Source organism: Streptomyces sp. NBC_01384 (assembly GCF_045040035.1).
In the GTDB taxonomy this organism is placed as follows: domain Bacteria; phylum Actinomycetota; class Actinomycetes; order Streptomycetales; family Streptomycetaceae; genus Streptomyces.
Window position 1 is genome coordinate 2,763,677 of sequence record NZ_CP109559.1, and the last position, 26,976, is coordinate 2,790,652.

At 70.7% G+C, this 26,976-nt stretch carries 24 protein-coding genes and 6 pseudogenes; 14 read left to right on the top strand and 16 right to left on the bottom strand.

Annotated elements, in window-relative coordinates; genetic code table 11:
* Positions 1 to 25 precede the first annotated feature (25 nt).
* Entirely contained in the window at positions 26 to 826 is an 801-nt protein-coding gene (locus tag OG747_RS12465) for a transposase family protein (protein WP_405885520.1), read from the bottom strand.
* 171 nt (positions 827 to 997) lie between these two features.
* Between OG747_RS12465 and OG747_RS12470 the strand changes: the two are divergent.
* Together OG747_RS12470 and OG747_RS12475 are read left to right on the top strand one after the other, a co-directional pair.
* Positions 998 to 1,717 (top strand): annotated as a pseudogene (locus OG747_RS12470) (FtsX-like permease family protein); the annotation flags it as partial.
* A gap of 88 nt (positions 1,718 to 1,805) precedes the next feature.
* Positions 1,806 to 2,525, top strand: coding sequence for an ABC transporter ATP-binding protein (locus tag OG747_RS12475; protein WP_405879387.1), 720 nt, complete (start codon positions 1,806 to 1,808; stop codon positions 2,523 to 2,525).
* A gap of 76 nt (positions 2,526 to 2,601) precedes the next feature.
* On the opposite strand, the gene OG747_RS12480 is transcribed toward OG747_RS12475, so the two are convergent.
* Positions 2,602 to 2,928 carry a nuclear transport factor 2 family protein gene (locus tag OG747_RS12480; protein WP_405879388.1) on the bottom strand — a complete coding sequence of 109 codons (327 nt, stop codon included), beginning with the start codon at positions 2,926 to 2,928 and terminating at the stop codon, positions 2,602 to 2,604.
* A gap of 156 nt (positions 2,929 to 3,084) precedes the next feature.
* Between OG747_RS12480 and OG747_RS12485 the strand changes: the two genes are divergently transcribed.
* From OG747_RS12485 to OG747_RS12500, 4 genes and pseudogenes are all read left to right on the top strand, one after another.
* On the top strand, positions 3,085 to 3,630 hold the full coding sequence (locus OG747_RS12485; protein ID WP_405879389.1) for a DoxX family protein: 546 nt from the start codon (positions 3,085 to 3,087) through the stop codon (positions 3,628 to 3,630).
* A 51-nt stretch (positions 3,631 to 3,681) separates the two neighbouring features.
* Positions 3,682 to 4,014 carry a MazG-like family protein gene (locus OG747_RS12490; RefSeq protein WP_405879390.1) on the top strand — a complete coding sequence of 111 codons (333 nt, stop codon included), beginning with the start codon at positions 3,682 to 3,684 and terminating at the stop codon, positions 4,012 to 4,014.
* A 175-nt stretch (positions 4,015 to 4,189) separates the two neighbouring features.
* Positions 4,190 to 5,511, top strand: a pseudogene (locus tag OG747_RS12495) (hypothetical protein).
* Between the two features lie 48 nt (positions 5,512 to 5,559).
* Positions 5,560 to 6,225 (top strand): histidine phosphatase family protein, encoded by a 666-nt coding sequence (locus OG747_RS12500; RefSeq protein ID WP_405879391.1) that lies wholly within the window; start codon positions 5,560 to 5,562, stop codon positions 6,223 to 6,225.
* Positions 6,226 to 6,256: 31 nt separating this feature from the next.
* Here OG747_RS12500 and OG747_RS12505 read toward each other — a convergent pair whose 3' ends face one another.
* Entirely contained in the window at positions 6,257 to 7,279 is a 1,023-nt protein-coding gene (locus tag OG747_RS12505; protein WP_405879392.1) for a LacI family DNA-binding transcriptional regulator, read from the bottom strand.
* Between the two features lie 233 nt (positions 7,280 to 7,512).
* Between OG747_RS12505 and OG747_RS12510 the strand changes: the two are divergent.
* Both OG747_RS12510 and OG747_RS12515 read left to right on the top strand, forming a co-directional pair.
* A pseudogene (locus tag OG747_RS12510) lies at positions 7,513 to 8,315 on the top strand (SDR family oxidoreductase).
* Between the two features lie 56 nt (positions 8,316 to 8,371).
* Positions 8,372 to 9,376, top strand: coding sequence for a Gfo/Idh/MocA family oxidoreductase (locus tag OG747_RS12515; protein WP_405879393.1), 1,005 nt, complete (start codon positions 8,372 to 8,374; stop codon positions 9,374 to 9,376).
* A 70-nt stretch (positions 9,377 to 9,446) separates the two neighbouring features.
* Here the strand turns inward: OG747_RS12515 and OG747_RS12520 are convergent, their stop codons facing one another.
* Both OG747_RS12520 and OG747_RS12525 read right to left on the bottom strand, forming a co-directional pair.
* A complete protein-coding gene (locus OG747_RS12520; RefSeq protein ID WP_405879394.1) occupies positions 9,447 to 10,559 on the bottom strand; it encodes a DUF1648 domain-containing protein in 1,113 nt (370 codons plus the stop codon).
* Complete coding sequence (locus OG747_RS12525; RefSeq protein WP_405879395.1) at positions 10,556 to 10,948, bottom strand: GntR family transcriptional regulator; 393 nt, start codon at positions 10,946 to 10,948, stop codon at positions 10,556 to 10,558. Before OG747_RS12525 ends, OG747_RS12520 begins: the two co-directional genes overlap by 4 nt.
* A gap of 217 nt (positions 10,949 to 11,165) precedes the next feature.
* On the opposite strand from OG747_RS12525, the gene OG747_RS12530 reads away from it, so the two are divergent.
* Genes OG747_RS12530 through OG747_RS12540 form a run of 3 tightly spaced genes read left to right on the top strand, consistent with a single transcriptional unit; the run spans position 11,166 to position 13,084 of the window.
* Positions 11,166 to 12,059, top strand: a complete 894-nt coding sequence (locus OG747_RS12530; protein WP_405879396.1) for an ABC transporter ATP-binding protein — start codon at positions 11,166 to 11,168, stop codon at positions 12,057 to 12,059.
* The gene (locus OG747_RS12535) at positions 12,056 to 12,847 is read left to right on the top strand and encodes a hypothetical protein (protein ID WP_405879397.1); all 792 of its coding nucleotides are present in this window, start codon (positions 12,056 to 12,058) and stop codon (positions 12,845 to 12,847) included. The genes OG747_RS12530 and OG747_RS12535 overlap by 4 nt, the downstream gene beginning before the upstream one ends.
* A 39-nt stretch (positions 12,848 to 12,886) precedes the next feature.
* Entirely contained in the window at positions 12,887 to 13,084 is a 198-nt protein-coding gene (locus tag OG747_RS12540; RefSeq protein ID WP_405879398.1) for a hypothetical protein, read from the top strand.
* Between the two features lie 87 nt (positions 13,085 to 13,171).
* Here OG747_RS12540 and OG747_RS12545 read toward each other — a convergent pair.
* Together OG747_RS12545 and OG747_RS12550 are read right to left on the bottom strand one after the other, a co-directional pair.
* Positions 13,172 to 13,468 (bottom strand): annotated as a pseudogene (locus tag OG747_RS12545) (ATP-binding protein); the annotation flags it as partial.
* Entirely contained in the window at positions 13,408 to 13,629 is a 222-nt protein-coding gene (locus tag OG747_RS12550; RefSeq protein ID WP_405879399.1) for a hypothetical protein, read from the bottom strand. The pseudogene OG747_RS12545 and the gene OG747_RS12550, both read right to left, overlap by 61 nt.
* A 294-nt stretch (positions 13,630 to 13,923) precedes the next feature.
* Between OG747_RS12550 and OG747_RS12555 the strand changes: the two genes are divergently transcribed.
* Together OG747_RS12555 and OG747_RS12560 are read left to right on the top strand one after the other, a co-directional pair.
* Positions 13,924 to 14,196 (top strand): type II toxin-antitoxin system Phd/YefM family antitoxin, encoded by a 273-nt coding sequence (locus tag OG747_RS12555; RefSeq protein ID WP_405879400.1) that lies wholly within the window; start codon positions 13,924 to 13,926, stop codon positions 14,194 to 14,196.
* A complete protein-coding gene (locus OG747_RS12560; RefSeq protein ID WP_405879401.1) occupies positions 14,193 to 14,459 on the top strand; it encodes a Txe/YoeB family addiction module toxin in 267 nt (88 codons plus the stop codon). Before OG747_RS12555 ends, OG747_RS12560 begins: the two co-directional genes overlap by 4 nt.
* A 143-nt stretch (positions 14,460 to 14,602) precedes the next feature.
* Here OG747_RS12560 and OG747_RS12565 read toward each other — a convergent pair.
* The 3 genes and pseudogenes from OG747_RS12565 to OG747_RS12575 all read right to left on the bottom strand — a co-directional run.
* A pseudogene (locus OG747_RS12565) lies at positions 14,603 to 14,740 on the bottom strand (chaplin); the annotation flags it as partial.
* A 36-nt stretch (positions 14,741 to 14,776) separates the two neighbouring features.
* A pseudogene (locus OG747_RS12570) lies at positions 14,777 to 15,964 on the bottom strand (DUF11 domain-containing protein); the annotation flags it as partial.
* Between the two features lie 100 nt (positions 15,965 to 16,064).
* On the bottom strand, positions 16,065 to 16,193 hold the full coding sequence (locus tag OG747_RS12575; RefSeq protein WP_405885521.1) for a hypothetical protein: 129 nt from the start codon (positions 16,191 to 16,193) through the stop codon (positions 16,065 to 16,067).
* 376 nt (positions 16,194 to 16,569) lie between these two features.
* On the opposite strand from OG747_RS12575, the gene OG747_RS12580 reads away from it, so the two are divergent.
* The gene (locus OG747_RS12580) at positions 16,570 to 17,046 is read left to right on the top strand and encodes a hypothetical protein (RefSeq protein WP_405879402.1); all 477 of its coding nucleotides are present in this window, start codon (positions 16,570 to 16,572) and stop codon (positions 17,044 to 17,046) included.
* On the opposite strand, the gene OG747_RS12585 is transcribed toward OG747_RS12580, so the two are convergent.
* The 6 genes from OG747_RS12585 to OG747_RS12610 all read right to left on the bottom strand — a co-directional run bounded on the left by OG747_RS12585 (position 17,037) and on the right by OG747_RS12610 (position 26,872).
* Positions 17,037 to 17,231 (bottom strand): DUF397 domain-containing protein, encoded by a 195-nt coding sequence (locus OG747_RS12585; protein ID WP_405879403.1) that lies wholly within the window; start codon positions 17,229 to 17,231, stop codon positions 17,037 to 17,039. The two genes, OG747_RS12580 and OG747_RS12585, sit on opposite strands and share 10 nt — an antisense overlap.
* Positions 17,228 to 18,103, bottom strand: coding sequence for a helix-turn-helix domain-containing protein (locus OG747_RS12590; RefSeq protein WP_405879404.1), 876 nt, complete (start codon positions 18,101 to 18,103; stop codon positions 17,228 to 17,230). The genes OG747_RS12585 and OG747_RS12590 overlap by 4 nt, the downstream gene beginning before the upstream one ends.
* A gap of 189 nt (positions 18,104 to 18,292) precedes the next feature.
* On the bottom strand, positions 18,293 to 19,603 hold the full coding sequence (locus OG747_RS12595) for a TIGR02679 family protein (RefSeq protein WP_405879405.1): 1,311 nt from the start codon (positions 19,601 to 19,603) through the stop codon (positions 18,293 to 18,295).
* Positions 19,600 to 23,820: a TIGR02680 family protein gene (locus OG747_RS12600; RefSeq protein WP_405879407.1), complete on the bottom strand. Its 4,221-nt coding sequence runs from the start codon at positions 23,818 to 23,820 to the stop codon at positions 19,600 to 19,602. Before OG747_RS12600 ends, OG747_RS12595 begins: the two co-directional genes overlap by 4 nt.
* Positions 23,817 to 25,265, bottom strand: a complete 1,449-nt coding sequence (locus OG747_RS12605; RefSeq protein ID WP_405879408.1) for a TIGR02678 family protein — start codon at positions 25,263 to 25,265, stop codon at positions 23,817 to 23,819. The genes OG747_RS12600 and OG747_RS12605 overlap by 4 nt, the downstream gene beginning before the upstream one ends.
* On the bottom strand, positions 25,265 to 26,872 hold the full coding sequence (locus OG747_RS12610) for a TIGR02677 family protein (RefSeq protein WP_405879409.1): 1,608 nt from the start codon (positions 26,870 to 26,872) through the stop codon (positions 25,265 to 25,267). Before OG747_RS12610 ends, OG747_RS12605 begins: the two co-directional genes overlap by 1 nt.
* Positions 26,873 to 26,976: the final 104 nt, after the last annotated feature.

Here is a 26,976-nt window from a genome sequence, read left to right on the forward strand (position 1 = left end):
TCTCGTGACCGTTTGTGATCTTCGTTCACGTGGTGCGGCCGTGTTCCATCTGGAGCAGGACGAGGGCCGCGCGGGCGATCCGGGTGATGCTGCCGGGGTCGAGGCTGACCCGGCGCAGGGCCTTGAAGGTGACCTTGAGCAGGGCATTCGCACGTTCGGCCACGCCGTGGATGCCGCGGATCGCCTTGTTGAACGTCTTCTGGTCGAGAGTGAGTTCGCGGCCTTGGGGCTTCTTGACCGGGTGGCGGAAGCCGTCTCCGGCGTTCTCGTAGCCGAGGTCGGTCAGGGTGGGGATGTCGAGGGCGGCGGCGAGCCGGTCCAGTGCGGCGATCAGGCCGTGCGTGCGGGCGCAGGTCGTGTCGTGCTCGCGGCCGGGCCGGACCGGGGAGACCCAGAGCGGCCAGCCGTCGGGGGCGGATATGACCTGCACGTTCCCGCCGTGGTGCTTGTGTTTTCCCGACCACCACAAGTCGGCCTTGTTGGGGCCGGGTGCGGCGACGCGGTCGGTGCGAATGACGGTGCCGTCCAGGTTGAGGTGGGTGTAGCCGGCGGCGGCCGCCTGCTCCAGCGCGGTGGACAGGTCCGGGGCGTGGTCGGCGAGCACGGTCAGTCCCTCGTGGAGATAACGGTAGGCGGTGGGGACGGATACCCCGTTGTCGCGGGCGAGTTGGGCCAGCCGGGCCCCGTCGACGAACCACCGCAGGACGAGAACCCCCTGCTTGAAGACGCCCAGGGCGCGGGTGCCCTTGCGGGTGCCGAGCCGTTCGCGGTGCTCGCGCAGGAGCCGGGCCAGGGTCTCGGCGGTCTCCCTGCCGACATCGAGCACAGCGGTGTAGGTGATACTGGTCAACGTGTGAAGCCTCTGGCTGTACGGAACTTGATCTTCGCAGACCCGTTCCTACCAGGGGCTTCGCTCATGTCTGACGCCAGGTCACCCCGTGCGACATCGAACCGCCCCGCGCACAGTCACGTACCGCAACCGTCACGTTGCCGAGAAGACCTCAGTGAGTCGACGGTCGACGTCTACCTGCCGCTGAAGCAGGCACAGACGCTGGGCGACTCGAAGAACAAGGTCACCACGATCTACGTCAAGGCGACCGACTCCAAGCAGATCAACACGGTCAAGACGACCATCCAGAAGAACATCTCGGGTACGACGGTCACCACCTCCGCCGACCTCGCCTCCACCGTCTCCGGCTCGCTGTCGACCGCCTCGAACCTGGCGACCAGCGTCGGCAAGTGGCTGTCCATCGCGGTGCTCGTGGCCGCGTTCCTGGTGGCGGCGCTGCTGACCTCCTCCGCGGTGTCCCGCCGGGTGCGTGAGTTCGGCACCCTCAAGGCGCTCGGATGGCCCTCCCGCAAGGTCACCCGGCAGGTCGTCGGCGAGTCCATCGTGAACGGTCTGATCGGCGGCGCGCTCGGCATCGCCATCGGCCTCGGCGCGGCGTACGCGGTGACGGCGATCAGCCCGAAGCTGACCGCGGAGCTCGGCAGCACCGGTGGCGGTGGCGGCATGGGCGGCGGCCCCGGCGGTGGCGGCCCCGGCCAGCAGGCGGTCAAGAACACCATGGAGATCGCGCTCTCCGCGCCGGTCTCGGTGACCACCATCGCGCTCGCCGCGGGCCTGGCCATCGCGGGCGGCCTGATCGCCGGTGCGATGGGCGGCTGGCGCGCCTCCCGGATGCGCCCGGCGGACGCGCTGCGCAGCGTCTCCTAGTCCCTTCGGGCGATCCCTTCGCGCCCCGCCCCCTTCCTCTTCTGCATCCTCTGCATCTTCTGCATCTTCTTCATCCTCGGAGAACCTCATGTACAAGCTCACCGGCGTCACCAAGCGCTACACGCGGGGCAAGGAGACGGTGGAGGCGCTGCGTGGCATCGACCTCACCATCGAGGACGGCGACCAGCTCGTCATCCAGGGCCCCACGGGCGGCGGCAAGTCCACCCTGCTCCAGATGATCGGCGGCCTGGACCGCCCCTCCGACGGCAGCGTCGAGCTGGACGGCGTCGACCTCGCCTCCATCAGCGAGGCCAAGCTGACCCGGCTGCGCGCCGAGAAGATCGGCATCATCTTCCAGTCGTTCAACCTCATCCCGACGCTGACCGCGCAGGAGAACGTCGAGACCGCGCTCGTACCGCTCGGGGTGAAGCCCGCGGAGCGGCGCGAGCGGGCCGCCGAGGCGCTGCGCTCGGTCGGTCTCGGCGAGCGGCTGACCCATGCGCCGTCCGAGCTGTCGGGCGGTCAGCAGCAGCGGGTCGCCATCGCCCGCGCCCTGGTCAAGAAGCCGAAGGTACTGCTCGCCGACGAGCCGACCGGCAACCTCGACGAGGGAACCCGCGACGACATCATGGGCCTGCTCGAAGGGCTCTGGCACGAGTACGGGCTGACCTTCGTCATGGTCACCCACGACTCGTCGATCGCCCGCCGGGCACCGCGCCTCGCGACCATCAAGGCCGGACAGATCACGCTGACCGAGCAGGGCGGTGGTCTGCGCAGCGCCTCGGCTCAGCACTTCGTCCAGCGGTAGCGGCGACGGCGGTTCGTACGGCGGCCGGGGAATCCCCCGGCCGCCGTCGGCCGTTCGTGCGGCGGTTGTCCGGCGGTTACGCCTGGCCGGTCTCGAAGCGGGAGATCTTGCCGCCGCCGTCGACGGTGAAGCTCCACTTCGTCTTCATCTCGCCCCAGGTGTCGTTGCTGTAGCGGGCGATGAGGGAGCGGCCGCCCTTCGACTCGTTGTCGACGTCCATGTGGCCGCGGGAGGAGAAGATCTCCCGCTCGGTCCAGTCGGCGAGGTCGCGGTCGGAACCGTCGTCGGACATGGTCGCACCGGGCGCGAGGACGGCCTGAAAGGCGTCCCGGTCATGGGCGTTCACCGCGGTGACGAAGGCCCGGACCGCCGGGTCGCTGAGTTTCGCTACCTGAATCGTCATGGGAGCCAGACTCACACCGGTCCCGGGCACCTGCCACCCGAACGGCACCCCGAACACGTTGGGCACGCGTGATCGGTGCGACGGTGGACACACGGGAGGGGCCGTTGACCATCGACCATTGACCGTTGCCGCTGTCCGTCTGCGCTGGGAGCCACCGTGACCTGTTACCACCGAAGCGATCTGGGACTGCTGCTGCTCCGTCTGGGCACGGGCGGAGTGCTGGCCGCGCACGGAACGCAGAAACTGTTCGGCTGGTTCGGCGGGGGCGGGCTGGAAGGGACCGGCGCGGCCATGGAGGCCATGGGCTACACGCCCGGGAAGGCGAGCGCGACGGCGGCGGGGCTGGCCGAGGCCGGCGGCGGCACCCTGCTGGCGCTGGGCCTCGCGACCCCGGCGGCGGGCGCGGCGGCGGCCGGGGCGATGGTGGGCGCGGCCGCGGTGCATCTGCCCAACGGGTTCTTCGCGATGAACGGCGGCTACGAGTACGCGGCGTCGCTGGCCCTGACGGCGGCGGGCCTCGCGGTGGCGGGGCCCGGCCGCCTCTCGCTGGACCACGCGCTCGGCCACGCCGTCAACCGCGGCTGGATGGTCCCCGCGGCGCTCGGCGTCACGGCGGCGGTCACGCTGGCCGTGGTGGGGGCACGGAACAAGAGGGTGCGGCGGGCGGCCGAGGGCGAGCAGGAGACGCTGTTCGACGAGTAGCCGGTTCGACCGGGAGGCGTCGGGCACGCGGCCCGCGGGGAAGCTGGTCCCATGGCTGATGACGACGTCTGGGAATCCATCGACCGCCTGCACACCTGGCTGGACGCCAACCGGGCGCACGACGGCCAGGAGGGCCTCCTCCTGCGCATCCTCAAGCTGTCGGAGGAGGTCGGCGAGGTCGCCCAGGCGGTCATCGGCGCGACCGGCCAGAACCCGCGCAAGGGCACGAGCCACACGTGGGACGACGTCCGGTCCGAGCTCTGCGACGTCGTCATCACGGCCCTGGTCGCCCTGCGCACACTGACACCGGACGCACGCGAGGTCTTCATGACCCACTTGGCAGGCGTCACGGAGCGGTCGCTCGGGACGAACCCAACTCCGTGAACAGCGCCCGCACTTGTTCACCCCGTGGACGCGTGCGGGCCGTCCGCAGTTGGTGGGCTCGGCCGAGCCTTCTCGTCGACATCACGCCGACGAGAGGGTCCCCGTGCAGGACTACGTTTCCTTGAACGCCCGCAAGGCAGTTGCCGTCACCGGCGGAGTGCTCGCGCTCGCCGTCATGGGGCTGGGAAGCCAGGCGCGGGCGGCGAGTTACGGGACGCCGACGCTGTCGCTGTCGGCGGCCTATCTGTCCGGCGCGGTGGGGCGAGCGGGGATCCGGTCGTGAAGGTGACGGTCGGGCAGAGCGGTGCCGACGCCGGGGCGCTCGCCGTCACGGTGACCAAGAGCAGCAAGACCTCCGTGGCCACCGCCTCCGACGTCACGGTCTCCGGAACCGGCGCCACCCGCCAGGTCGCCGTCGCCGCGCGCGGCCGGGGCTACACCGACCTGACGGTGAAGGTCACCGGCGTGGACGGGCAGAGTGCCACCAAGACGCTGCACTACGCCGCGTCCGCCGCCGTCCAACAGGCCACGGACAGCAGGTACTTCACGGGTTCCAGCGACGCCTCCGCCGCCGTCGACGTCGGCGGCGGGTACGTGGTGGTGGCGGACGACGAGTCCAACACCCTGCGCCTGTACGACCGTTCGGCCTCCGGCGCGCCCGTGAAGACCTGGGACTTCAGCTCGAACATCGGCGTCTCGAAGGAGATCGACATCGAGGGCGGCGCCCGCGTCGGCGACACGATCTACTGGACGGGCTCGCTGGGCAACAACAAGGACGGCGCGTACAAGTCCGCCCGCAACACGGTCTTCACCACCAAGGTCACCGGTTCCGGCGCGGCGACCGCCCTGTCGTACGGCGGCTCGTACGGGAAGCTCCGTGACGACCTCGTCGCCTGGGACGAGGCGCACGGCGACCGCTACGGTTTCGCGGCGGGCACCGCGGACGGCCAGGTCCCCAAGCAGATCGACGGCTTCAATGTGGAGGGTCTGGAGTTCGCTCCGGGGTCGACGACGACCGCGTACGTCGGCTTCCGCGCGCCCCTCGCTCCGGCGGTGGCGGGCGGCAAGGCACTCCTCGTGCCCGTCACGAACATCGACAAGGTCGTCGGCAGCGGCGCCTCCGCCGCCTTCGGCACCCCCATCGAGCTGGACCTCGGCGGCCTCTCCGTCCGCGACCTCCGCAAGAACGCCGCGAACCAGTACCTGATCGTCGCGGGTTCCTGGGCCGCCGACGAAAACAGCGACCCGTACGCCCTCTACTCCTGGGACGGCGACCCGGCCCACGCCCCGGTCAAGCGGCTCGACCTGCCCACCTCGGACCCGGGCGGCTGGGAAGCCGTCGTCGACGTCCCGGACCTCACCACCCCCGGCGCCCGCGCCCAGCTGATCACCGACGACGGCTCGGCCGACCTGTACGGCGACGGCACGGAGGCCAAGGACCTCACCCACCCGGAGTGGAAGAAGTCCCGGGCGACCTGGTTCACGGTCGGCGGCTGAAGCGACCTGGGTCCCCGTGGGCGTACCGCCGTCTGAGAAGGTGACCGTATGCGCCTGATCCTCGTCCGCCATGGCCAGACCCCGTCCAACGTGGCGTTCCTCCTGGACACCGCCGTCCCCGGACCGGGTCTCACCGCCCTCGGCGAGAAGCAGGCCGCCGCGCTGCCCCAGACGCTCGCGGACGAGGAAATAGACGTGCTGTACGCCTCCACGCTGATCCGCACCCAGCTCACCGCCGCCCCGCTGGCGGCCGCCCGCGGGCTGGAGGTGGTCGTAAGGGAGGGCATCCGCGAACTGGAGGCCGGGGACCTGGAGATGCAGCGCGGCGACACCGAAGCGGCCGAGGTGTACCTCACCACGGCGTTCGCCTGGGCGGCCGGGGAGACCGCGCTGCGGATGCCGGGCGGGGAGAGCGGCGCGGAGGCGCTGGGCCGGTTCGACACGGTGGTCGCGGAGGCCGCGGCGACCGGTGCCGGCACCGTCGCCATGGTCAGCCACGGCGCCGCGATCCGGGTGTGGACGGCCGCCCGGGCGCGCAACGTCGACGTGCCCTTCGCCACCGCCCACCCGCTGGACAACACGACCACGGTGATCCTGGAGGGGTCCCCCGAGGAGGGCTGGGCGGCGCTGTCCTGGGCGGGCGCGGACGTCGGGGTCGCGGCGCCCGGGCGGGAGAGCGGACCCGCGGGACAGCCGTTGGGCCCGGCCCGGTAGCCACGTCCCCGCCGACGGCGGGCCCCTGCCCTCACCCCGGTGGCATGTTGTACGGCGTCACCACCTGGATCGCCGACGGGAGGGACGGGCCCTCGTCCGGCAGGGCCTGGTGGGCCCGCATGATGGTCTGGCAGGCGCGCCGCATGTCCTGGCGCAGGTCGTGGTGGAGCACCGCGGACAGCCGCCCCTCCGCCAGCAGCCGGGTGTTGTCGTGGTCCAGGTCGTGCGCGACGAAGGCCTGCACCTCCCGGCCGAGCGCCGTGAAGGCGTCGATGGTCGCGGTGTTGCCGCCGCCGATGGAGTAGACGGCGTTGATCTCCGGATTCCGCTCCAGGGCCGCCAGGACCAGGGCCCGCTGGGTGGAGTCGAGTCCGTCGCTGTCGGTCACCTCGACCAGCCTGCGCGCGGGCCCACCGGCACGCATCTCGCTGCGGAAACCCATCTCGCGCTCCTCCTCGTTGCGGAAGGAGCCCCGGCTGATGGTGATGAGCACATGGCCGGGGCGGTCACCGAGCCACTGCCGTATCAGGTAGGCGGCGGTGGCTCCGGCGGCCCGGTTGTCGATGCCGACGTACGCCAGGCGCGGGCTGCTGGGCAGGTCCGTCACCAGCGTGACCACCGGGATGCCGGCCGCCACCAGCCGGCCGACCGCGGCGGTGACCTCGGGTACCTCCGGGGCCTTGAGGATCACTCCCTGCGAACCGCGCGCGGCGATCTTGTCCAGGTCCTTCACCAGTTCCGCCGCGGGGTCCGTCTCGCGGAAGTGGAACCGTGAGCGCACCACCGCCGGGTGCAGGGACGGCAGTTCGGCCTCCAGAGCGTCCCGCACCGCGGAGGAGAACCGCTCCGGTGTCTGCATCACGATGTCGATCATGAAGGTACGGCCGCCGATCCGGACCTGGGCGCGCTGCCGGTCCAGGTCCTTGATGGCCTGCTGCACTTCCCGCGCGGTGCTCTCGCGCACGCCACCGCGGTGGTTGAGGACCCGGTCGACCGTGGCCTCGCTCAGGCCGGCCTGCCGGGCGATCTCGCGGATCGTATACGGATGTCCCATGTGGTCCCTTGCCGCGTCCCGTGATCGAGCGGATGAATGAGGGGTTTTTGATGGTTCTCTGCGGATTGAATGATGGTCCCGGTGTCATGAGACTGGCAGAAATGTAACCGCGCCGGACCGACGCAACGCAGGTGACTACCCGACGGCCGACGGGGTCGTACAGAACGTCCTCGTGTACGACAGCCAGCGGCTGCGCGGCGCCGCCGGAGCTGAAAAGGACGGGCATCACACTCATGAACCAACTACTCAAGGACAAAGTCGTCCTCGTCAACGGCGGCAGTCAGGGCGTCGGCGCGGGCATCGTACGGGCGACGCTGCGCGAGGGCGCGACGGTCGCCTTCACCGGGCGCCGTGCCGAGGTCGGTGAGAAGTTCGCCGCGGAGACCGGCGCCACCTTCGTACGGGCCGATCTGGCTGATCCGGCGCAGGCACGCGGCAGCGTCGAGCAGGCCGTGGCCGCTCTCGGGCGGATCGACTGCCTGGTCAACGCGGCCGGGCTGACGACACGCGGCACACTGCTCGACACCACGCCGGAACTGTTCGACGCGCACATCGCGATCAACCTGCGGGCGCCGTTCTTCGCGATGCAGGCCGCCGTCCAGCACCTGGTGGACCGCGGGGCGCCGGGCACCGTCGTCAACATCATCACCTCCTCCGCGCACGGCGGGCAGCCCTTCCTCGCCCCGTACGTCGCCGCCAAGGCCGGACTCATGGGCCTGACCCCTCCCCCACGCTCGGCTTCGCTCGCGCGGGGGGGACCCCCATCGCCGCCCACGCGCACCGCTGGGACCGGGTCCGGATCAACGGCCTCAACATCGGCTGGACGGACACCGAGGGCGAGGAGGAGATTCAGCGCACGTTCCACGGGGCGGGCGACGACTGGCGCGAGAAGGCGGCGAAGACCCGGCCGATGGGCAAGCTGGGCCAGGTCGACGAGATCGCCGACTTCGTCGTCTTCCTGCTCTCCGACCGCAGTGGGGTGGTCACGGGCTCGGTCGTCGACTGGGACCAGATCGTCTTCGGCGGACTCGACTGACGCACCCGGCTGGTTTTCCCACGACTCCCCCGACTGGGCTTTAAGGAGCAACTCTCATGCGTATCGGCATCTTGGGGCTGGGCCGGATCGGCGCCTTCCACGCGGCGACCCTCGCCGGGCTCGACGCGGTGGACACCCTGGTGGTCAGCGACCCGGTGGCGGCGGCCACCGCGGCGGCGGTGGAGGGTTTCGGGGCGACGGCGGTGGACTCCCCCGAGGCGGTGCTCGCCGCCGGGGTCGACGGCATCGTCGTCGCGGCCGCCACCGACGCGCACCCCGCGCTCATCCTCGCCGCCGTCAAGGCGGGCATCCCGGTGTTCTGCGAGAAGCCGGTGGCACGCACCGTCGAGGAGAGCCTCGACGTGCTGCGCGCGGTCCAGGACAGCGGCATCGAGGTGCAGATCGGCTACAACCGGCGCTTCGACGCGGGCTGTGTGGCCGCCCGTAAGGCCGTGGTGAGCGGCGAACTCGGCAAGCTGCACACCGTACGGTCCACCACGCTGGACCCGGCGCCGCCGCCCGCCGCGTACGTGGCGGTCTCCGGCGGCATCTTCCGCGACTGCAGCGTGCACGACTTCGACATCGTGCGCTGGGTGACGGGCCGTGAGGTGGTCGAGGTGTACGCGGTCGGTGGCAACCGGGGTGCCGAGTACATCGCCGAGGCGGGTGACGTCGACACCGCGTCGGCGATCCTCACCCTCGACGACGGCACCATCGCCCTGGTCTCCAACTCCCGCCACAACGCCCGCGGTTACGACGTCCGCCTGGAGCTGCACGGCATGCGGGACAGCATCGCCGTGGGCCTGGAGGACAAGCTGCCGCTGCGTTCCGTCGAGCCGGGCGCGACCTTCCCGGCGGGCACGCCGCACGAGTTCTTCATGGACCGCTTCGCCCCCGCCTACCGCGCCGAACTCACCGCCTTCACGGAGGTCGTCGCGGGCCGCGCCACCTCCCCGTGCACGGTCTCCGACGCCCTCGAGGCCGGCTGGATCGCCGAGGCCTGCACCCTCTCCCTGCACGAGCACCGGCCCGTACGACTGGAGGAGGTACGCCGGGGCTGACCCCGGGGTGCACGGGGCCGGACGGCGCGCCCGAAGGTTCGGGCGCGCCGTCCGGCCCCCTGCTCTGCTCTCAGTGGGTGAGCCCCACCGCCAGAGCCACCGGCACGGCGGTGAGGGCCAGAAGGGCGAGAATGCCTGCGGGACGGCCGAAGTTGACGGTCCAGCCGATGCCGAACCGCTTGGGCACGAACACCGAGCTGTCGTCCCGGTTCACGTAGATGAGGCCGCCCTTCCAGTAGCGGTCGTCGTCGCGGTTGACGACCCGGGCCCCGCCCGCCTCGCCGACGCCGACGGGCAGGCGGCTGCCCTGCGCGCCCGTACGGACGGCCACGGCGAAGACGAACGCGACACCCGCCAGGAGCGGGAGGCCGATCACCACCGCTCCCACCGCCCTGTTCCCGGACATCTCCCACGTCATCAGGGCCGTGCCGAGGAGCGACAGGTCCACGCAGGCGGCCAGCGCGAGCAGGCCGCGCGTCGTCCAGCGTACGAACGCCCGGTGCTGTGCGGCGGAGGTGCGCGGCCGTTCGGCGTCGAGCGACTGCCGGCTGCGCAGTGCGAACACGGCCGTGCCGACGATCAGCGCGCTCGACGCGATCTGCAGGAACACGGGTGTGAAGGCGACAGCGACGGTGGTGCGGGCGTGCCCGTCGGCGTGGCCCGCCGCGTTCCAGTGGGTGGTGAGCGTCGCGGGCAGCGACGGATAGCGCAGCGCTCCGGCGATCGCGGTCGTGGCGGTGACCAGGAGTGAGGGCAGCGCCCACAGCCAGGGAAAGCGCTCGGGGTCGGTACGGATAGAGGTGTCGACGGCGACGCCCTGCCGCACGTCGTCGTACCAGCCGCCCTCGGCCTTCGCGGCGGCGACCGCACGGTGGGCGCGGTAGTACGCGGCCCAGTCGAGCCCGGCGAGGAGCACCGCCGCGCACGGGGGCGTGATCGCGTACGCGACGGTGGTGCGCCCGGCGAGCAGAAGGACGGCGGTGGCGGAGGCGGTGACGGCGGCTCCTGCGGTCATGACCCGGCGGCGGTAGGGGCGTACGGCTGCGGTGACGGCAGGTTCGCCGGTGCGCTCTCGTGGGACGCGGACGCCGAAGGGCAGGGTGGCCTGCGCGAGCGACGGCATCGCCCATGTCATGGCGGTGAACAGCAGCAGGGCCGCCGCCTGGAGGAGGAGCGCGGTCATGTGGCGGATTCCCTTCCTCTGGTGAGGAGTTCGGCGCACAGCTCCTGGATGGCGTCGGCGTCGAGACCTTGTGTGACGGCTTCGGCGAGGAGGGTACGGGCGCGCGCCTTCCAGTCGTCGACGAATCCCGGTGGCGGGGGCCCGGTGTCGTGGTCGCGGACGACGACGGCCCCGTGCTTGCGGGTGAGCTGGATGAGGCCTTCCTGGCGCAGCAGGTCGTAGGCCTTGTTGACCGTGTGGAAGTTGATGCCGCAGTCGGCGGCAAGGCCCCGGGTGGAGGGCAGCGAGGTGCCGACGGGCAGCGCTCCGGAGGCGATGCCCTCGACGACGCGGTCGCGAATCTGCTGGTAGATCGGTACGTCGCTGCTGAGCGCGAGCGCGATGAGCATGGCTGCCTCCTGTTCCCCCGTGCCCCGCGGCCGGATCCGGGCCGCTGTGTCAACTGCCAAGTGTTCTAGGAAACATAGAACACGGGGTGAGACAGGGCCAATCACCCAGGAGGCGGCCCGCCCCCTCGGCAAAGGGGACCTTTACGCGAATCCGGTGGACCGACCGAGGCAGCTGTTCTATGTTTCATATAACAGCTAGTACAGGGAGGCAGGCCAGATGCCCGCTCCGCTCGTCCTCGAGGGCGTTCGCGCCGGATACCGGGGCACCGAGACGCTCGGCCCCGTCGACGCCACGCTGACGACCGGCGTGCACGCCCTCCTGGGCCGCAACGGCGCAGGCAAGACGACCCTGATGCGGGTCATGGCGGGCATCCTCTCGCCGCTCGCGGGCCGCGTCCTGGTCGGCGGCGCGGATGTCGCGAACCACCCCGGACAGAAGGACGCGGTCGCCTACCTCGGCCACCGAGCGGCACTCTCACCGGACTTGACGGTACGTCACAACCTGGAGTTCTGGGCGGCGTTACGCCATGCCGATCCCGCCCTACGGGCGGACCGGCTTCACGAGGTACGCGAGACGTTCACGCTGGGCCCGCTGTGGGAGCGTCGCACGGAACGGCTCAGCCGGGGGCAGCTGCAGCGCGTCGACCTCGCCCGCGCCCTGCTCGGTGCGCCCCAAGTGCTGCTCCTGGACGAGCCGTTGACCGGGCTCGACCCGGTGACGTCCGCCCTCGTGCGCGACCTGATCCGCTCCTGGGCGCGCACCCGCACGGTCCTGTACTCGACGCACAACCTGCCCGAGGCGCTGAGCGTCGCCACGGACGTGCTCGTCCTCAAGGACGGCACGCTCACCGTCCGCAACGACCTGGTGGGCGACACCGAGCGCGACACTTATGTCCTTCGCTGCAAGGGGAGTTGGCCCGCCGCCCTGGAGGCCGTCGCCCCGGCGACGGCGCTGGACGACGGACGCGTACGCATCGACGTACCACCCGCAGAGACCATCGGCGACCTGATCGCGCGGGCCGTCGCGCTCGGTGTGCCGGTACTCGGTGTGGACCGCGTGCCCGTCGACGCGGACGCGGTGCTGCGGGAGTTCCTGGAGGACGCGCGATGACGTACCGACGGCTGGCCCGCGCCCTGCTGCGGCGGGCCTGGGTGCAGCAGGGTCGCCAGGCGCTCGCCCTACCCGCGGCGGTCGCCGCCGCGATCGTGGTGCTCCTGCTCGTCGCGCCCCGGCTGATCCCCGGCGCCCTGCACGGCGACCTGATGCCGCCCGCCTCCGGCCCCGTACGCATCACCTCGGCGCATCCGAGCCTCACCGACGCGGCGATGGCGACGGCGCTACTCACGGCGCCCGAACTCCTGGCCGTGGCCGCCTCGTTGATGAGCCTGACGGTGAGCCGCTCGATCCTCGGCCCGGACGTCTCGGGCGGCATGGCGGAGGGGCTGCTCGCCACGTCACTGCGCCCCCGCACGATCTTCCTCGGCTACGTCACGGCGACATACGCGCTGTCGCTGCTCGCCTGGGCGGTGCTCGCCGGGGCGTTCCTGGGCCTCGCCACCGCGGCCGTGGCGCTCGGCGGCAGTTCGGTCGCCATGACGGGTGAGTACGGTGCGACGGTGCTGCTCATCCCGCTCGCCTCGATGCTGTGGGCCACCTCGCTGCTGACCTTCGTGGCGTTCCTCCATCCGGCGTGGTTGAGGGTCACAGCGGGCCTGAACGGCGGCCCGGTACGCCTCGCGGCCCTGGCCCCGGCGCTCGCCGCGGTGATCACGCTCACCGCGCGGCCCGGCTCGTACCGGCTCTTCTCCTGGTCGTACGTGGCCGGGTGCGCCGGCGCGTCCCTGGCCCTGCTCGCCGTGCTCGTCGCCCTGTTCGCGGGCGAACGCCTCCTCGACTGACTCATGACCGTCCCCCTTCGCCTTACGACAGGAGCAGAGATGCCCGATACGCCGGTGATGTGCGCCAAAGGCCATGTTTTCTGGGGTAATTGGACGGCCGGTGTCTCCGTCACCACGATCCGCGTCGGCCCCCGCCGCATCGGCTGGTGCCCGGCAGGCCGGCACGTGGCGATGCTGCGCAGGGCGGACACGAAGAACCTGACGCCCGAGCAGCACGCGGAGCTGTACGGCAGCTGAGGGCGCCCGGCGACGGACACCGCCCCCTCTCTTTTCGAGGCATCCCGGATGAACTCACACGCGCTCATCTTCATGTGGCACACGGGATTACCGCGCCCCCCTCGCCCGAGAGGCACACCCCGGGACCTCGCACTCGGCCCACACCGTCTTACCCGGACCGTCGGCCCGCAGATGCCAGTCCCGGCGCGCGGCGAGCCCGGCGACGAGAAGCAGGCCCCGGCCACCGGTGTCCTCCGCGCCCGGGGTGCGCAGGGCGGCCGGGCGGGGCACCCGTTCGCCGCGGGTGTCGGTGACCTCGACCCTGGCGATCCCCGCCTCCGGGATCACCTCAAGGTGCAGATGGAAGTCCCGGCCCGGGACATGGCCGTGCCGTACGGCGTTCGCGGCTCAGCGTTGTCGAGACCCCGGTCCATGGCCGTCATCATGTCGGCCATGCCCTGCACCATCGCCTCGAACATGATCCGCGCCATGTCCTCGAAGGACAGGTCCTCGGGCCCGAGCACCGGAACCTCGCGGACAGCGCAGATTTCGGACCAGTTATCCATACGGCGAGCGTAGGTACGCCGCGCAACAGTTCCGGGGCCACCGGGAACCCGGCTTCGCACTGAGGCATCTCATCCGGGCCCTCCAATCCGTCCTTCCGTTGGACGCCTCCCGTGACTGCGGCAAACCCGTTCGGAACGAGCCCGAATGATCCCGGACGAGGCCGTGGAGCTACAGAGTGGTCCAGCGCCCCCAGGAGCGCCCGCCATCCGCAGACCACCCACCAAAGTAGTACGTATTTCCGTACCAGTCCGGTACGATATTAAGTACCAGCCCTCGAGAGGATGTGTGCTGCCATGGCCCTCACTGCCAGCGAGGCGCGCAAGGATCTTTTCCCCTTGATCAAGAAGGTTAACGACGACCACGCGCCGGTACGCATCCACTCCAAGAACGGCGACGCCATCCTCATGTCCGCAGAGGACTACGACGCCTGGCAGGAGACCATCTACCTCCTGCGCTCGCCGGCCAACGCCCGCCGTCTCATGGAAGCCGTCGCCCGAGACCGTGCGGGCCAGACGGGGGTCACCAAGCCCCTGGAGGAGCTCCAAGAACTGGCCGGTGACGAGTGAGGGACGTCAACTTCGACCCAGGCGCCTGGGAGGATTTCCAGCACTGGCTGGGCACCGATCGCAAGATGGTGCGCCGCATCGTTCGCCTCATCGGCGAGATCCAGCGCGATCCGTTCAACGGCATCGGCAAGCCCGAACCGCTCAAGGGAGACCTGTCCGGCTACTGGTCGCGACGCATCGACGACGAACACCGCCTCGTCTACCGAGCCGACGACAAAGAGGTCAAGATCCTCAAGGCTCGTTACCACTACACCGACCAGTAGTACTCCGTTAGGTTGCTCCATACGACAACGTCGGCCTTCAAGACCACAACCGGGTCGTGAAGGCCGACGTCACGCAAGGCCCCGAATTAACCAACAGCATCGGAGCGAAGGGGAGGGGAGGGGAGCGGGGCCGACCGCCTGCGTCAGGTGTTGGCGCAGGTGTTGCCGAACGCAGGATTGAGCACGCCGATGATGTCGATCGTGTTCCCACACAGGTTGACGGGGACGTGGATCGGGATCTGGACGGCGTTGCCTGAGAGGATGCCCGGGGAGCCGATCGCGCCGCGCGGGACGCCGACGGCGGTGTGGACCGAGGAGGTGTTGTTGCCTGGGTTGGGATCGGGGTCGTTGCCGAAGACGGTGGCGGTGTTGGTCAACGTGGTGCCGCCGGAGCCGGCGGTGACGGTGATGGTGTGGCTGGCGCCGACGGCCAGCCTTCCGCCGGTGCAGGAGAGCTTGTCAACGCTGATGGTGCAGCCCGGGGTGGGGCTGCTGGGGTTGAGCAGGCCCGCGGGGAGGACGTCGTTGACGGTCCAGCCCGAGGAGTCGGAGGGGCCGTGGTTGGTCACCGTGATCTGGTAAGTGACCCGGTCGCCGGCCTTGACCGAGGCGGGCCCGGTCTTAGTCACCGACAGGTCCGCGCGCGCCACGAAGCACGAGGTCGCGTCGACGTTGCCGCCGGGCCGCGTGCTCTGCCTGGACAGGAGATGGAAGACGGGCCTGGCGCTGTCCGGGTCCGCGACGTGAACGCGGGCCAGAAATCCACTGTTGTTGAAGAAGCCCAGGTCACCGTTGCCGTAGGTGAAGGCACCGCCGTAGCCGGGCTTGACGGCCGGCAGGGGCGAGGCGAACTTGACGACGGCTCCCGTCCCAAGGTTGATACGCTGGATACCTCCGTCGTTCGTCGCCGCCCAGAAGTACCCCGCCGAGTACGTAATGTCGGCTCCCTGCAGGCGAGACTTCAGGTGGACAACGCCGGTCACCCTCCGCATGCGCACGTTGATCTTGTACAGGGCGGAAGGGTCAGGGCCGGAAACGTAATAGTTTCCCGCGGCGTCGAATCCTCCGATGAAGTATCCCGCGCCCGGTAGGCCGGCAATCGCCCCGACATCGGTGGTATGGCCCGCCTTGTCAATCCGCAGGAGGTGAGCGTCGCGGACGCGCAGGGCGAAAACGTAGTGGGTGGCCGGATCCACGCCCATCGCGTTGTATGCCGGCACGGCCGGGCCGAGGGGAGAGAAGGAGACGGTGCCCGGTCCGGCGACACCGAGCTGGAGTTGGTTTGTAGCGGTGCTCGTGGCCACGTAGAAGATCTGGCCATTGCACGAGAAGCTGTCCGGAGCGGCTGCCACTGCGCTTTGAGGGGCGCCGAACACCCCGAGCGCGGCGGCTGCCGCGCCACCGACCATGAGCATGGTTGCGGGTGAACGACGCGAGAGATGATGCTTCGTGGTCGGGGTGACGGCGAGTACTGCGGCACCGGCCCAACGTCCGTGTACGGACATACCAGCTCCTTAAACCAAGGGACAGGGCGGAACATTCCGCTCCCCATACGGGCCGGTTAACGATGCAGAGGGTCAGCGGTTACAGCTGCGAGATGACTTGTCAACGACCAGGCGCCGTTGCGCTGCCAGCGGCGGAACAGGTCGTACGCCCGGCCCACGGCCCGTACTGCTCGGGCATGTCCCGCCACGAGATGTCGGTGCGGACCCGGAAACGTATGCCGTCGATCAGCTGCCGCCGGGGTCCATGTTGGTGGCCGGCCGGGCTTCTTGCCCTTCGGCAGCAGCGGCTCCAGCACGGCCCATTGCTCGTCTGTCAGATCTCCGCGCGCCACGAACCGAGACAATCTCACTGCCACGATCCACTTTCGATACAGGCACTAGCGGTGGTTTGTTAGACCAGGCAGTAGAGATCAAGAGGTCTGCCGCTGCCGAGGGTGTTGATCAGTTCGTCAGCGTCTTGTTGCGATCGCGGGGCAGCAGCCCGGGGGTGAACTGCCGCAGCGGGGCGAAGTGGGCCTCGATCGGGTTGGCCCAGGAGGCGTAGATCGGGGTGAAGTACGGCTCGACCGGTCGCCGAGCCCGAAGAGTATGGGGCGGAGTGGCTCGTGGTCGCTGCGGGCGTCCTCGAACTCGCCGACGAGACCGGGGACAAGTGGAAGGACTTGGCCGCCCTCCGGCCGACAGAGGCGCCCCCCGTCGTCGAGCACACCGTTGTCACGGCCGACGTCACCGAGCCCCTGACCGAGGCGGAGTTCGTGGAATCCTTGCGCAAGTCCCTGATGGACGCGGCACGCAATGGAAAACGTCCGAACTGGAAGACCATCGCCAGGAGGTGGCGGCGAACCGGGCTGCCATTCCCCTTGGAGACCCGGGTATGCCTCCTGGTGACCATCGACGCCCCCAGAGCCCAGGGCAAACCTGTCCTCGCCTCCATGGTCAAGAACAAGAGCGACGGCCCGTGCCACCACTTTGGCGAAGTCCTCGCGGGCCTCGGCTGGTCACGCGGGATGTCCCCCACGATGGTCGAGCCGCTCCGCAAGCGGGAGCCGGCACGGGCGTACGACGCATACCGTCAGACCTGAGCCGCGTACCGAACGAACACGGCCCACTCCGAGGAGCGGAAGGCCAGTTGGGCGCGGGTGGGAGCCTTGGAGTCGCGGACGTGGATCGTGCCGGGCGCCTCGGCCACCTCCAAGCATGCGCCGCCCTCGTTGCCGCTGTAGCTGCTCTTGAACCAGGCGAGGCGCGCGGGTTCCGGAGTGCTCATCGTTCTCCCAGCATGCTCTTGATCAGGTCGAGGGACTCTTGCATGGTGAGCGCCTGCGCCCTGATGCTTCCGTACCTTGCGGCCAGGATACGTACCGCCTCGGGGTCCGTGGACAGGCGTGCGGAATCCTGCATCTCGGTGTATCCCACCTGCTGTTTCCCCTTGGGAGTCAGCAGAATGAAGGCACCACCCATACCCGCGTGCTCGGTGCGGTCCATCGGCATCACTTGAAGTTCCACGTTGCGCAGCGCGGACAGGCGGATCAGCTGACCCAACTGCTCCTTGTGGACTTCCAGTCCCCCAAGCGGGCGCCGGAGCACGGACTCGTCGATGACTGCGCTGATCAGGGTCATCGGCCAGCGTGTCAGGATCTCCTGTCGTGCCAGTCGCGAAGCCACCCGTTGCTCGATGGTCTCCTCGTCCAACAGGGGCTTCCGCATCTCGTAGAGCGCCCGGATCCGGCGCTCCGTCTGGAACAGCCCTGGGATGTCATGGCAGCTGTAGTCGTTGATCTCGACCGCACTCTTCTCCAGCCGCGCATAATCCTTGAACCAAGCCGGATGCCGAACCCGAGCCTTCGACTTGGCCCTCTCCACATCCTCGATCAGCGCCTTCAACAACCCACCCGCACCGAACAGTTCGTCCGCCGCCTCCAGGAACTCCCGCTGAGGCGTCCGTACGCCCCTCTCCAGCGCGGAGATGAGATCCGGGCCGTATCCGAGCCGGTCACCCACATCCCGTTGCATGAGTCCCGCCCGCTCCCTGAGCAATCTCATCTGTTTGCCGACCGCGCTGTTCAGGTCGTTCAGCTGCTCGACTTCGTCGTAGGCCTCCTCGGCCTCCACGCCCTCCGTCTGCTCCGACACGGTCACCCGCGACCCCTCACTCTCCCGTCCGAAGGATCCCCACGCCGAATTCAGAGTAGAACCGCTCGAACACGCTCCGTGACGCAAAGTCAGAAATCTCCACCCGGGGGTGGAACATGCGAAACAGTGCGTCCGCAGACGGGCACACGGCGTGGACAACTCCCTGTTGTACGTTTCGTACGGCGGTAAGAGAAGTCACGTGAGGTCCTCCAACAGGAGATCAATCGCCGACTCTTCATGCAAAGCGATCCCCAACACCTCCATGGCCGAAGAGAGTTCGGCATCCCAAACGGCGTCGACCGAGGTACCCGCGAGAGCCAGCAGCGGTGTCCCACGCAGTCGCGCCCCGGTCGCCAGGTACTCGTAGTCAGTCACCCCCATACGCCACGGCTCCGCCCCGTAACGATGCATGACCCGGTTCGCCAGGGCGATGCCCGGCCAGTCGAAGTCCCCGTGGTAGGCGAAAGTGCAGTCGGCCGCCGCCAACGTGTCCAGGAGCGTCAGCACCACCGTCGTCGCACTCCCCGACGTGCAGATCAGCGGCGCCGTACAGCCGGCGTCCGCCGCGGCCTCCACCACGCGGGGGTTCTCGCAGACGTGGATGCGCGTACGCGGGGGCAGGTCGAGGTACAGGCCCCGTAGTTCGCGCAGCGTCAGGTGCGTCTCCAGGTGGTGGTCGGCGCGCTCGTGCAGGGCCCTCTCGCCCCAGGTGTCGCCGACCGGCCGGAGGCCGTACGTGAGCACCGTGCTGGAGACCTCGTCGGGCGTGACCGCGGCCATGCGCCACAGTGACCTGCGGCCCGGCGCATCGGCGGGGAAGTCCACGCCTCGCGCGAGTGCGATGCCGCGCAGGACCAGGCGGGAGAGCAGGGTGCCGTCGTCCAGGCCGTGGGCCGAGCCGGTGGTGCGGGTGGCCAGTTCACCGCGGCCCCAGGAGGCAGGGGCGGGCTCCGTACTCACTCCGGGAAAGAGCGTGGCCAGCGTCTGAACGGCCTGGGTGACGATCGTCGCCGCCAGGCCCGGTTCCTGGCGGGCGATCGCGCCGCCACGGCGTATCTCCTCCAGCCACTGGGCCGCCCACGGCTGAGCCGACAGCCGTGTACCAGCCAGGGACGCCTCCGCCGTGGACCACAGCCGAGCCCGCTCCGCAGCCGTCGCGTCCCGGGCCGCACGACGGTCGGTGAGGGGCGGGCCCAGAAGCTGAAGTGTCTCCGTCAGCCCTCGGCCGACCGCGCTGGAGCGCAGACGAGTGTCCAGGTCCGTCAGGCGGACCGAGGCGGTAGGGGCGGTGAGCGGTTTCGCCAGGAGGAGGGACAGGGCCTCGCGCTCCTGCGCGTCCAGGTTCTGGAGTCTGACCGTGCCGGTCGGCTCCAGGCCGTTGCGTTCCAGGCGTGCGCGTACGGCCGTCCAGAGGCGAGTGAGACCCGGGCGGGTGAGGAACGCCAGGGCGTCGGCGGCGGGTGGCTGCTGCGTCGTACGAGAGTCCGTCGTACGGAAGTCCGTCATACCGGCATCAGGCGCCTCTGCCGTCCGTTCCACAGGTAGTGGAGGGTCGCCACGCCTCGTACGTGTGGGTCGCGCAGGCACTCGTAGATGTGCAGCGACGGCACGTCGGGCCAGTTGCCGATCAGGCGTTCGCTGGTGAGGACGAAGTCCAGGTCCAGGTCGACCAGGATGCGGCCGAGGCGGGCGTGGGTGGGCTCGTCGACCTTGGCGAAGGCGTCGTCCAGCAGGATCAACCGAGGCGCGTGCGGGGCCGTTTCCGCGAGACTCGTGAAGTGGGCGGCCGCGGCGGCGAAGAGGACCAGGTAGGAGAGGACTCGTTGCTCGCCCTGGCTGAGGCCCGTGCGGCCGGAGAGTTTGCGGCGGCTGCCGGGGGCGGCGTCGTTCACCACCCAGGGGGTGAAGGTGAACCAGTCGCGGTAGTCGAGGGCGGCGCGCAGGTGGGCCGCGTAGCCCGCGCCCGGGTCGGCGCGGCGGGCGTCCTCGATGCGGCGCTGGAGTACGTCTCGGAGCTGCTCGGACTGTTCGCGGGTGCGCAGCCCCGAGGGGCTGCGCAGGAGGTCCACGGCCGCCTTGACGTCGGCCTCCACACCGTCGGTGAGCTTCCAGTCGAGCGCCACGCCCAGGCCGTGTGAGGTGCGGACCGTGGACAGGGTGGCGTTCAAGGCGGCCACCAGGGCGCCCGCGGCCAGGACCTGGGAGGACAGGTGGTCGCCCAGCTCTCCCGTCAGGAATCGCTGGAACACCTCGCGCTCGCGTTCCGTCAGCCGCTCGCGGGCCTCGGCCGCCTGGGCGGCGATGCGGGCGCCCACGACGGCGATGTCGTGCGGGCCGTGGTCGTCGATGAGGCTGCAGACCTTGATGCCGTGGTGTTCCTCGATCGTGGCGTCGTAGCCTCCGGAGAGCTGGTCGCGCAGCTCCGTGTGACGGTTGAGGAGGGTGGTGTCGGAGATGTCGCGTCGCTCCGCGTCCAGGCGGCTCCGTACGGTCTCCAGCAGGCGGCGCAGGGCCTTTGTGCGGTCGCGTGCGTCGTCCGCCGTGGAGTCCTTGGAGTCCGTGGAGTCCGTGGAGTCCGTGTGGTCCCCCTCGCGCTCCGACGGAACATCGAGGGCCGCACCCCTGCTCACGCCCGGCAAGGACAGCGCCGTACGCAGTCGTCTGCCGCTCGCGATCACCTCGCCCTCCTGTGTGGCAAGCCCCTCGCGTCGTACCCTCTCGTCCTCCTCCGCGCGCACGCGTTCGTCGTGTGCGGCGCTCATGTCCCGGTGAACGCCGGGCAGTTGGCGCCCTACCGCCTCCAGGCGGCGCTTCGCCTCGTCCTCGCGGGCGAGGATCTCCTGCTCCGACGCCCCCAGGGCCTCCTCCAGGCCCCGGATCGTGCGGCGGGCGCCCTCCAGGCGGGCGAGCGACTCGGCGTAGTCCGACTGCGCTTCCCGGCAGGACGTCAGAGAGCGCTCATGGCCCTCGCGGCCCTGGCGATGACCGTCGGCGGAGGCGGCAACCGCGCGCAGCCGTCGGCGCAGTCGTTCCGTGCCCGTGCCGAGGCGGTCCAGGGCGAGGCGTACGGAGTCGAGTGCGCTCGGGTCGACCGGGAGGTCGCTCGCGCTCGCGGTCGCCTCGGTCTCACGCCGGGCGGCGACCGCGCGAGCGCGCGTCTGCTCCGCCTCCCGGGCGGCGGCGGACGCCTTGCCGGCCAGCGCCTGTGCGGTGCGCTCGGCCTCGGCGGCACGGGCCCATGCGTCGGTCAGCCCACGTGCCGCGGGCGGGCGGCTCAGGGTGTCGGCCACCTGTTTGCGGTGCTCCGTCAGGGCCCGCAGGCTTCTCTCCTGCTCGGTCGACTTCTCATGCAGGGCCGTAAGTTGTCGGTCCAGTTCGGCCAGGGCCCGGCGGCGGGTCTCGGCGCGCACCTCCGCCCCGACGTACTCGGCGGTCTGCTTGGTGTGACGACCGCGGGCGACGCCCAGCCTCCAGGAGCCGTCGGTGCCGATCGCGGAGTCCGCCTCCGCGCCCACGGCCCCCTCCATGCCCACGGTCCCCTCCGCGACCAGGGCCACCGCCCGCAGCACGCTCTCGACCTGCCCGTCCGTCACCCCGCTGTCCGGCGCCGCGACCGGGCGCAGCACCTCGGCGAGCGTGGGTCCGGCGGGCGAGGTGCCGGGGACGAGGACGATGTCCCGCGTGGCCGGGTCCAGGACCGTGCCGTCGGCACACACCCAGGCGTCGAGCAGGCCGCTCGCTTCGAGTGCGGCTTCCAGGCCTGTCCGGGCCGCCGGTGCCAGGTCCTCGGTGAAATCCACGAGCCGGTACAGGGGTGCGCCGGTGCCGGGCGTGCGGAGCGCCGCGCGGTGTGGCGGGGGCGCGGGCGCGGGGTCGGTGCGGCGTTCCCAGTCGTCCCGCTGACGCCGCAGACGGTCCTGTTCGGCGGCCAGTTCGCGGATCGCCACGGCGCGCACGTCGCGCTGTTCGCCCAGTTCCGCCAGCCACGGGTCAACGGCCGACCGGGCGCTGTCGGCCACCTCGTCGGGGGCGTGTGCGGGCAGCGGGCTCTCCGCCGGATCGTGATCGGTCAACGTGCGTACGGCGTCGAGGGAGATACCGGTGAGGCTCTGCAGTCGCTCGGTCCAGGTCCGGACGGCGTCGGAGTACGCCGCTGACTCGCGTGCTGTCTCCTCCCGGCGGCGTCCGGCCCGCGAACGTGCCTCTTCCGCCTGCTCCTCCAGGCGTTCCCGGGCGGCATCGGCCTCGTGCGCGTCTCGTTGGGCCTGGCGCGACTTCTCCATGAGCGCGAGCAGTTCGGTCACGGCCCGGGCGCGGTTCCTGATCACCGGCCCCGCGGCGTCCAGTTGGGTGTCCCAGACCTGCAGGGCACCCTCGCAGGCCTCCGTGTCGACGGCCAGCACCTCGCTGTGGCGGACGAGGTGGAAGGTGCCGTCCGGGGCCGTCAGTTCGGCCGCCGCCGCGGCCGCGACCGGGGTGACGGGGACCGCCGCGGGCTCTCCCAGGTGCGCGGGGTCGAGCCCGGACCGCTCGGCCTCCCGCAGCAACTCGCCGTGCACAGTGCCGAGTTCGACCAATTCTCCGCCGAGCCTTCCGGCTTCGTCGGTGAGACGCCGTCCTGCCTCTTCCTGGCTGCTGTGGGCCTGGCGGAGGGCTTTGAAGGCGGTCGCCGCGGCACTGTGCAGGGCGGTCACGGTGGCGCGCTTCTCCGCCAGTTCCTGGAGGCTGCGGTAGGCGGCACTGTCGTGCAGGGCGGCGAGGTCCGTCTCTGCTGCCTCCGACTCCGCCCTGAGGACATCGAGGCGAGCGGCGAGTTCGTCCTCGCGCGTGCGGAGCTCCGCCGCCCTCTTCGCCGCTCCGCCCGCTGTCCGTCGGTGCTCCGCCAGCCGTTCCAGCTCGCCGCTCAATTGATCGGTCCGGCGGCGCAGCGCCCCGTGCAAGTAGCCGCGGTAACCGGTGAGGAAGGTCCGCAGCGCCTCGTCGGTCCGCTCCAGACGACCGAGGTCGGTCCGTACCGCGTCCAGATCGTCGAGGTTGCGGGCCACCTTCTCCACGATCTCGTCGTCGAGCGCGGGCAGTGTCTCCGCGAGGACGGAGATCAGGCCGCCGGAGTCGATGCGGTCACCGATGGTGGGGCGGCGCAGGCGGTGCAGCAGGTGGAGCAGGTTGCGGTAGCGCGCCGGGTCGGTGAGGCCGAACAGTTGGCGGGCGACCCGGACCCGGTGCTCCACGGCGCGGTCGGTGACGTTCTCCGCGCCGACGAGCGACTTGAGCTGGTCGACGGGGAGCGGCTGGGCAGCGGGCGCCAGCTGCAGGTCCTCGCCCACCCGCAGCGGGGTGACGAAGAAGAACGGCTTGGCTGTCTTGGTCGACTGGGAGGCGCGGATGGCGGCGCCGAGGGTGAGGTGGTGGTCGTTCCCCTCCTCGTCCGTCCGCACGAACTCCACCCACAGGTAGCCCAGCCGATTGGTCTGCGCGAAGCCGTCGAGCATCAGCCACTGGAGCGTGGTCCTGCCCGTTCCGGTGGCGTCCAGGGCGCGGGCATCCCCGTCGAGGAGGTACGGCAGCAACATCTCCAGGGCCTTGGACTTGCCCGCGCCGTTCTTGCCGCGCAGCAGCAGGCGGCCGTCGCCGAAGGAGAACTCCTGCTCGTCGTACTGCCAGACGTTCCGGATACCGGCGCGGTGCAGGCGGTAACGGTGCGAGGACGGGAGGCGGTTCACCGGGGCGGCTCCTCAGTGACGTTGTCAGCATTATCGGCATTGTCGGTGCTATAGGTGCTATAGGTGTTATAGGTGTTATAGGTGTTATTGACGTTATCGGCGTTGTCCACTGTGGACGGTTCGGTACGGGACGTGGACTGTGACGTGGACTGTTCGGTACGGGACTTGACGGCCACCGTGGTGGCGAACCGGGCGGCCGCGGCGAGCAGCACCCAACCGCCCGTACGGTCCTGCCCGCGGGCGCCGGAGACGTCCGTGACGGACCGACGGTCCGGCGCGGCGTCCTCGTACCCCTCGGGCAGGCCCCGGCCGTCCGCGCGTACCGGGCCGGCGGGCGCCACCAGGCGCATGCGGACCAGGAGATCGAGGACGGCGGCGAGCATCCCGTCCCGGTCCTCCAGGAGGCCGCGCTGCCAGTTGCCGCGCCGGCCGTACTCCTCGATCAGCCCGTCGAGCAGTTCCGGCAGCAGCCCGTCCGGGACGGGTACGCCGATGACCAGCCGCCCGCCGACCGCGGGGTGGCCCGGATCCTCCGGGCGCAGCCGGTCGACCAGCCGCTCCACAAGGAGCAGCGCGGCCTGAGCCACCGTCCCGGTGCCGGGCAGGTGCAGGTCGGTGAGTTCGTCGTCCGGGTCGACGAGGGCGATTCCCTCGGCGCGGATCTCCGCCTCCAGGCCGAGCAGTTCGGAGAAGGCCTGGGACTCGCGCCGCTGCCGGGTCCGCAGCCATTCGCGCTCGGCGCCGGTGAGGTCGTCGAGGTGGACGACGGGCGTCTCGACGAGGCGCCTGCGGACGTATGTGCGCGGGCCGCCGAAGCCGGGGTCGGCGGCGCGGCGTACGAGATCGGCCCCGTCGCGGCTCTGGGCCAGCGGGCCGGCGACGACCGCGCGGGCGATCTCGCGGTCCACGGTCAGCAGCGCCTCGCCGCCCCGGTCCTCGGCGACGGCCGAGACATGGCCCTCGGTCTCCGCCAGGACGCCCCAGTCGACGAGTTGCCGCAGCGCGGCGGCGAGTGTGCGCCGCTCCGCCTGCCGCCCGGTGTCGCTGATCTCGATGCCGGCGTCCACGGCCGCGGCCCTCAGGTCGGCGACGAGCTGGGAGAGCAGGAGCTGCTCCGGGGCGGTGACGAGGACGGAGAGAGCGAGGGCCAGGCAGGCGTACGTCCGTGGAGTGAACGGTGTGCCGGTGGACGGTCGTTCCAGGCGGTGACCGGAGCCGGGGCCGAGGCCCGCCTTGAACAGGCGGGCGTACGAGGCCTCGACGAGGAGTCGGTAGCCGAACACCTGCTGGAAGCGCTGGGCGAGCCAGTCGGCGTGGCGCCGGATCAGCGGAAAGGTGTCGTTGTACGGGCCGTTGTGGGTGACCAGGGGGTGGGCCAGCAGCAGGCGGGCGGCGGTGCGGCGTTCGGCGGCGAGTGCCACGTCGTACGCGGAGGGCAGAGCCATCAGGCGCTCGCCTCCTCGGCGGCGGGCGCCGCGGCGCTCTCGACGGCCAGGGTGAGGTCGTCCGTCGTCAGGTCGCCGTCCACGGAGCGCAGGAGTGTGTGCCGGCCCGGAGTGCGCCACACCGTCAGCCTGATACCCAGGTCCGCGTCGCTCGCCTGTGCGCCGTCGAGCAGGAAGTCACCTGGATCCTCGTCACCCGCGTCCTTGTGCAGCTGGGCGTTGCCGAGGGCGGCGGTGAGGAGTTCCAGCAGCAGTCGCATGGCCGCGGAGCCGATCCTGACCTGGTCGAACCGGCCGGAGGCGCTGCGCAGTTCGGCGGCCGCGGCTTCGCGGGCGGCGGCCTGCTCGCGTGCCTGTTCCATGAGGCGGCGCTTCTGCTCGCCGTGGTCCTCCACCGCCGCGGTCCGCCCGCGCGGGGCCCGGCTGCCACGTTCGCGCAACGCCACCGGTACATCGACCACGGGTCCGGTCCACCAGCTCACGTACGCCGGTACGGACAGGTCGGGATCCGGTGCCACCCCCAGATGCCGTGCTCCGTACAGCCCGAAGGCGGCGACCGCGATGTCGTGGGCTTCCTCGGGCTCCGCGGCGTCGAACCAGGCCGCGAGCCTGAGCAGGTCCTTGCGGCGGGACATCTCCCCGGACGCCGAGCGCAGCATCCGTTTGGCGTTGGCGAGCAGCGACTGCAGGGCGCGCAGGGTCGCGTCCCGGAGCTGGTCCACCTGGCTGCCGTGCCCCTCACTGTCGGCGAACCAGTCGCGCAGCCCCTCCCAGTCCGCCAGGTCCCGTCCCCGGCTGCGCTGGACCCGTGTCTCGGGCAGCGCGTCGGAGAGCGCTCCGAGGCCCGCCGTGTGGGCGTCGATGCTGCTCAGCAGCGTGGGCAGGTGGGGCCAGATCGTCCGCAGGTGTGCGGCGATGCGCGGGGCGCGGAAGGACACGTCCTCGGTGATCGCCTGCACGTAGTCGAGCAGCAGCTCCTTGAAGCCCTGGTACTCGGCTCCGTCGAGGTCGTAGCGGGCGAGTACCTGGCCGAGATAGGCGTAGAAGTCCCGTACGGACTCGGCGAATTCGGCGAACTGCACGAACAGCGTGCTGATCCGCTCCAGCGCCTGCCGCGGGTCCGCGCCGCCCGGCGCGGCGACCGTGGCGGCGAGCTCGCGCAGGCCCCGGTCGACAAGCGTCAACAGCTCGCTGCTGACCTCGCGCGCGGCGTCCGCTCCGGCGAGCACCTCGTCCGCGCCGCGCTGCACGCGCTCTCCCAGCTTGGACAGCTGGTAGCGGGACCGGGAGCGCTGGTACTCGGCGATGCTGGTCGCTCTGACGGTGTGCGTGCTGCGCAGCAGATTGCCCCAGCGCACCAGCTGTTCGAGCCGGGCCGTGAGTGTCTCCGCGTCGAACGCCGCCCCCGGGCCGCTCGCCTGTGCCAGCTTGGCGAGCACGTCGGGCACGGCCAGGTCCGCGAGCAGGGTGCCGCAGAACACCCTCATCACCGCGACGTACTCCAGGCGCTCAGGTGCGCTGAGATAGGCGTACGCGCTCAGCCGCTGCCAGGCCTCGGTGCCGCTCCCCTCAGCGGGCCGTTCTTCGTGCACTTTGTCCCCCTCCATACCGCCGAGCGTACGGACCGCCACTGACACTGCGGAGGAAGTCGCGGAAAACCGGCCGAACACCGAGGAGAGGACAGGCCCCTGGGGCGGTGTTCAGCGGCTGA